Annotated in this window: 6 protein-coding genes; 5 read left to right on the top strand and 1 reads right to left on the bottom strand. The window is 71.4% G+C overall.

The window, feature by feature from the left end:
• Nucleotides 1–177: 177 nt before the first annotated feature.
• From ACIBJG_RS38670 to proC, 4 genes are all read left to right on the top strand, one after another.
• Complete coding sequence (locus ACIBJG_RS38670) at nucleotides 178–759, top strand: hypothetical protein (RefSeq protein ID WP_399315031.1); 582 nt, start codon at nucleotides 178–180, stop codon at nucleotides 757–759.
• 247 nt (nucleotides 760–1,006) lie between these two features.
• Nucleotides 1,007–1,774, top strand: coding sequence for an ABC transporter ATP-binding protein (locus ACIBJG_RS38665; RefSeq protein ID WP_399315030.1), 768 nt, complete (start codon nucleotides 1,007–1,009; stop codon nucleotides 1,772–1,774).
• Nucleotides 1,771–2,535: an ABC transporter permease gene (locus tag ACIBJG_RS38660; RefSeq protein WP_399315028.1), complete on the top strand. Its 765-nt coding sequence runs from the start codon at nucleotides 1,771–1,773 to the stop codon at nucleotides 2,533–2,535. The genes ACIBJG_RS38665 and ACIBJG_RS38660 overlap by 4 nt, the downstream gene beginning before the upstream one ends.
• Nucleotides 2,536–2,594: 59 nt before the next feature.
• Nucleotides 2,595–3,404 carry a pyrroline-5-carboxylate reductase gene (gene proC / locus ACIBJG_RS38655; RefSeq protein WP_399315027.1) on the top strand — a complete coding sequence of 270 codons (810 nt, stop codon included), beginning with the start codon at nucleotides 2,595–2,597 and terminating at the stop codon, nucleotides 3,402–3,404.
• Nucleotide 3,405: 1 nt separating this feature from the next.
• Here the strand turns inward: proC and ACIBJG_RS38650 are convergent, their stop codons facing one another.
• Nucleotides 3,406–4,008 carry a cysteine hydrolase family protein gene (locus tag ACIBJG_RS38650; protein ID WP_399315025.1) on the bottom strand — a complete coding sequence of 201 codons (603 nt, stop codon included), beginning with the start codon at nucleotides 4,006–4,008 and terminating at the stop codon, nucleotides 3,406–3,408.
• A 74-nt stretch (nucleotides 4,009–4,082) separates the two neighbouring features.
• Here ACIBJG_RS38650 and ACIBJG_RS38645 point away from each other — a divergent pair, with 74 nt between their 5' ends.
• Nucleotides 4,083–5,105: a GlxA family transcriptional regulator gene (locus ACIBJG_RS38645; protein ID WP_399315023.1), complete on the top strand. Its 1,023-nt coding sequence runs from the start codon at nucleotides 4,083–4,085 to the stop codon at nucleotides 5,103–5,105.
• Nucleotides 5,106–5,468: the final 363 nt, after the last annotated feature.

Genomic DNA, 5,468 nt, shown 5'->3' with positions numbered 1-5,468 from the left:
GGCGCGCGCGGGGGGGGCGCCGCGCCGGGGGGGGGGGGGGGGGGGGGGCGCGCGGCCCCCCCCCCCCCCGGGGGGGGCCCCCCCCCCCCCCCGGGGGGGGCCCCCCCCCCCCCCGGGGGGGGCCCCCGCCGCGCACGGTTGCCCGGACTCCGCCCCGTCCCTGGGATAATCGGTCGCGTGACCGAGAACAGCGACACCCCCGACGGCACGGCTCCCGGCACCACCGAGTCCGGCGCGACGCCCACCGGTCCCCCCGCGACCGCCCCCGGACCACAGCCCGAGCCCATCCGCTTCTTCGGCACGACCTGGGTCGCCCACGACGGCAACTACGGGCTCCGCCGCGCCGGAGCCGCCATCGGTTCGCTCGCCGCCGCGGTCGCCTCCTGCTTCGTGCTGCGCTTCGCCTACCAGGGCCTGGAGATCGCCGACGTCGGCAGCCTCGTCGGTGTGCTGGTCGTGTTGATGTTCGCCATCTGCAGCGCCATCGCCTTCCGCAAGACGTGGGAGGGCTTCAGCCGCCGCCCGGCCGACCCGGCCCGCGAGGACACGCTGCGCGGCCTCAAGACCATCGGCTTCATCGGCTCGCTCCTCGCGTACTTCTTCCGTACGTTCACGGAGGCACCGGGCGAGAAGCTCCACCGCGCGGAGTACGAGGCGGCCCAGGCCCGGTTCGCGAAGCGCCGCTCGTCCCGGACCGGCAACCCGTCGGCCCGCAAGGCGGCCAGGGCGGCCAAGGCGAAGAAGCCCCGCCGCAAGTAGGCAGGACCCCGTCCCGGCCCATCCCGCCGGCCGCCCACCTCGGCAGCCACTCCGCGTTCCCGGTCCTGGGTGAGGAACCCACCCGGCGCCTCCTCGCCGAGGAAGACGAGCACCTCGCACCGCTCTTCCCGGACGGCAAGGTCGAGAACGTCGTCGACCTGAACGCGGCCATCCGCTGACGTGCCGCCGGCCCTTCCGGTGCGCGATCCCTTGACTGCGGGGTCCCGCCGGGACCAAAATTCATCGCATGATGAATTCTTCGGGCGTCGCCATCGAGGCCCGCGGCCTCACCGTCGTACGAGGCAGCCGCACCGTCCTGAAAGGACTCGACTTCACCGTCGAACCCGGCAGGATCACCGGCCTCCTCGGCCCCTCCGGCTGCGGCAAATCCACCCTGATGCGGGCCGTCGTCGGCACCCAGGCCAAGGTCACCGGCACCCTCGACGTCCTGGGCAGCCCGGCGGGCCACCCCACCCTCCGCCCACGGATCGGGTACGTCACCCAGGCCCCGTCCGTCTACACCGACCTCACCGTCCGGCAGAACCTCGACTACTTCGCGGCGATCCTCCAGCCGGGCCGCCGCCACCGGGACGCCCGCCGCGAAGCCGTGACCCGAGCCGTCACCGAGGTCGACCTGACCAGCCACGCCGACGCCCTCGCCGGCACGCTCTCCGGCGGCCAGCGCACCCGCGTCTCCCTCGCCGTGGCGCTCCTCGGCACCCCCGAACTGCTCGTCCTCGACGAACCCACCGTCGGCCTCGACCCGGTGCTCCGACGCGATCTGTGGAGTCTCTTCCACGGCCTCGCCGCCGACCGCGGCGCCACCCTGCTCGTCTCCTCCCACGTCATGGACGAGGCCGAGCGCTGCCACCGGCTGCTCCTGATGCGTGAAGGCGAGATCCTCGCCGACGACACCCCCGAGGCCCTGCGCACCGCCTCCCGCACCGACACCGTCGAAGAAGCCTTCCTCCACCTGGTCGACGCGGCCGCCACCCGTCAGGAGAACGCCCGATGAGCACCACGCCCGGCACCTCACCCCTGAGCGCAGCCCGCACCCTCGCCACCGCCGCCCGCGTCCTGCGCCAGTTGACGCACGACCCGCGCACGATCGCACTCCTCCTGCTGATCCCGGTCGTGATGATCACGCTGCTGCGTTACGTGTTCGACGGCAGCCCGCAGACCTTCGACTCCATCGGCGCCTCGCTCCTCGGCATTTTCCCGCTGATCACGATGTTCCTGGTGACCTCGATCGCCACCCTGCGCGAACGCACCTCGGGCACCCTGGAGCGGCTCCTCGCGATGCCGCTCGGCAAGGGCGACCTGATCGCCGGGTACGCCCTCGCCTTCGGCGCCGTCGCCATCGTCCAGTCGCTCCTGGCCACGGCCCTCTCGGTCTGGGCCCTCGGTCTGGACGTCACCGGATCACCGTGGCTGCTGCTCCTGGTCGCCCTGCTCGACGCCCTGCTGGGCACGGCACTCGGACTGTTCGTCTCCGCCTTCGCGGCTTCCGAGTTCCAGGCCGTCCAGTTCATGCCGGCCGTGATCTTCCCGCAGCTCCTGCTCTGCGGACTCTTCATCGCCCGGGATCAGATGGCCCCCGTCCTCGAAGCGATCTCGAACGTCCTGCCGATGTCGTACGCCGTCGACGGCATGAACGAGGTCCTTCGCCACACCGCCGTCACCGGAGACTTCGTCCGCGACATCGTGATCGTGGCCGGCTGCGCCCTCCTCGTCCTCACCCTCGGCGCCGCCACCCTCCGCCGCCGCACCGCCTGACGGGCCGGTGCGAGGATGGCGCCACGAGAACCGTGAGCACCGCCCGGAGGGTGAAGCGCATGACCCAGACAGTTGCAGTCCTCGGCACCGGCAAGATCGGCGAGGCCCTGCTCAGCGGCATGATCCGGGCCGGCTGGCGCCCGGGGAACCTGCTGGTCACCACCCGCCGCTCCGAGCGGTCCGCGGAGCTCCACGACCGCTACGGCGTCGACGCGGTCACCAACGCCGAGGCCGCCAAGCGCGCCGACATCCTCATCCTGGCGGTCAAGCCCCAGGACATGGGCCGCCTCCTCGACGAACTCTCTCCGCACCTCACCGCCGACCGCCTGGTCATCAGCGCCGCAGCCGGCATCACGACCGCCTTCTTCGAGGAGCGCCTCACCGCGGGCACCCCGGTGGTCCGCGTCATGCCGAACACCCCCGTCCTGGTCGACGAGGGCATGTCCGTCATCTCCGCGGGCAGCCACGCCACCACCGACCACCTCGCCACCACGGAAGCGATCTTCGGCGGGGTGGGCAAGACCCTGCGCGTCCCCGAGTCCCAGCAGGACGCGGCCACCGCCCTCTCCGGCTCGGGCCCCGCCTACTTCTACTTCCTCGTCGAGGCGATGACGGACGCCGGCATCCTCCTCGGCCTGCCCCGCGCCCAGGCCCACGACCTCATCGTGCAGGCCGCCATCGGCGCCGCCGTGATGCTCCGCGACAGCGGCGAACACCCGGTCAAGCTCCGCGAGGCGGTGACCAGCCCGGCCGGCACCACCATCAGCGCCATCCGCGAACTGGAGAACCACGGCGTACGCGCCGCCCTCATCGCAGCCCTCGAAGCGGCCCGCGACCGCAGCCGCGAGCTCGCCTCCGGCAACGGCTGAACTAGGGCCTGTCGGCGGCAGCGATCAGCTCCGCGCTGCGCACCACCTGCGCGAACCCACCGCCGTGCAGCGACACGGCGGTGGCCCGCGCCAGCTCCTCCGCGCCGAGCGTCCACCCCCACGGACCGGCCCACGGACCGGTGCCGTCGAAGGTGTACGTCGCATCGAGCGCGAAGAACACCTCGTAACCCAGGTTCCCCGCCATCCGCGCCGTCGTCTCCGCGCACATATTGGTCTGGATCCCGGCCACCACGATCTGCCGCACCCCGGCGCCGCTCAGCCAGGCACCCAGATCCGGCGTCCCGTAGAACGCCGAATTCACGCTCTTCGTCAGAAACAGCTCGGGCCCACTGCCCTTTCCCCGTCGCTCCTCCACGTACGACTTGAAGTCGTTCCCGGGATACCCCACCCGCAACGGCGAATCGGGCTTGGGCGAGTCATGCCGTACGAAGACGACGGGCCGCCCACTCGCCTGCCAGGCATCGATCAGCCCGGCGATGTTCCGGTCCGCCGAGGGATTGTTCCGCGGCCCCCAGTACGCCTCCTCCTCGAAACCCTGCTGTACGTCCACCACGACCAGTGCTGCGTTCTCCGCGATCTCCATGGCCACGATCCTGCCGCCCGTCCGCTCGGTCGCCCAGAGGTCAAAAAGCCATCGAACGATGCTTTACTGCCACCATGCCCACGACCGAGGCCATTCCCCGCGCCCCCTCCCGGATCGCCCTCGTCTCCTTCCCCGGGGTCCGGGCGTTCGACGTCTCCGTCATCACGGAGGTGTGGGGCGTGGACCGCACGGACCGTGGGGTCCCGCCGTTCGTCCTGCGCCGAACCGCGTCCACCCCCGCCCCCATCCCGTTGCGCGGGGGTCTCTCCCTGACTCCCGACCGAACGCTGAACTGGCTGGCCAGGGCCGATCTGATCGTCGTCCCGGGGCTGGACGACCATGTGACGCCGGCGCCCGCACCGGTCCTGGAAGCCCTGCGCCGCGCCCATGCCCGAGCCACCCCGATCGCCGCCCTCTGCGGAGGCGCCTTCACCCTGGCTCAGGCGGGCCTCCTCGACGGCCGCCGGGCAGTCACCCACTGGAACCTCACGGAGCTCCTGCGCACCCGCCACCCCGCGGTGACGGTCGTCCCGGACGCGCTGTTCGTCCACGACGACAACCTCTGGACGTCCGCGGGCACGGCAGCCGGCATCGACCTGTGTCTCCATCTCGTCCGGACGACCCAGGGCGCCGAGGCCGCGGCAACGATCGCGCGCTCGATGGTCACCGCCCCTTTCCGCACCGGCACACAGGCTCAGTTCATCGAGCACCCCACGCCGCACACCGACCGCGACGCCGACTCCCTCGCCGCCGTACGCGCCTTCGCCCTGACCCGTCTGGCGGAACCGCACACGGTGGCGGACCTGGCCGCGCGGGCCGGCATGTCCGCGCGCTCCTTCGCCCGTCACTTCCAGGCGAGCACCGGCACGACCCCTCTGCGCTGGCTGATCACCCAACGCATCGCCGCAGCTCAGAAGCTGCTGGAGCGCACCGACCTCCCCCTGCCCGAGGTGGCCCGCCGCACCGGCTTCGGCAGCGAGATCACCATGCGCCAGCACTTCGCCACCCACCTGGGCACCAGCCCCCGCGACTACCGCCTGGCCTTCCACCGCGCCCCGACGAGGACCGGGGTTGACACGCCCACTGCGCATCCGTAGTGTGCTCCGAGTTGTCCGACGTGAGCGCCGACCTCGGTCGGTCCCCGGACAGCCATTCCGCAGTAACCACGACGAGCGAGCGACAGTTGTCGCCTGCCTCTGCGTGCGCATTCGCGAAATGAGGAATCCACGTTCGAAGGAACGTGACCCCGATTAGCGTCGAGGCCCCGGATTCCGCTAATGTCTCACTCGTCGGAACGGCCCAACAGCCGGGAAGACAAACCCCGCTGACTGGGAATCAGGCCCGAAAGGATCTGATAGAGTCGGACTCGCCGGAAAGGGAAAGCGCGAAAGCGAAGAACTGGAAAGCGAAAATGCGAGGCCCGCTTCGACCGGGAATCGGACACGAAAGAGTCTGATAGA

The organism is Streptomyces sp. NPDC050422 (genome assembly GCF_044458665.1).
Taxonomy (GTDB): domain Bacteria; phylum Actinomycetota; class Actinomycetes; order Streptomycetales; family Streptomycetaceae; genus Streptomyces.
Note: the sequence above shows the minus strand (reverse complement) of the source record. Positions and strands in the feature narration are given on the sequence as shown.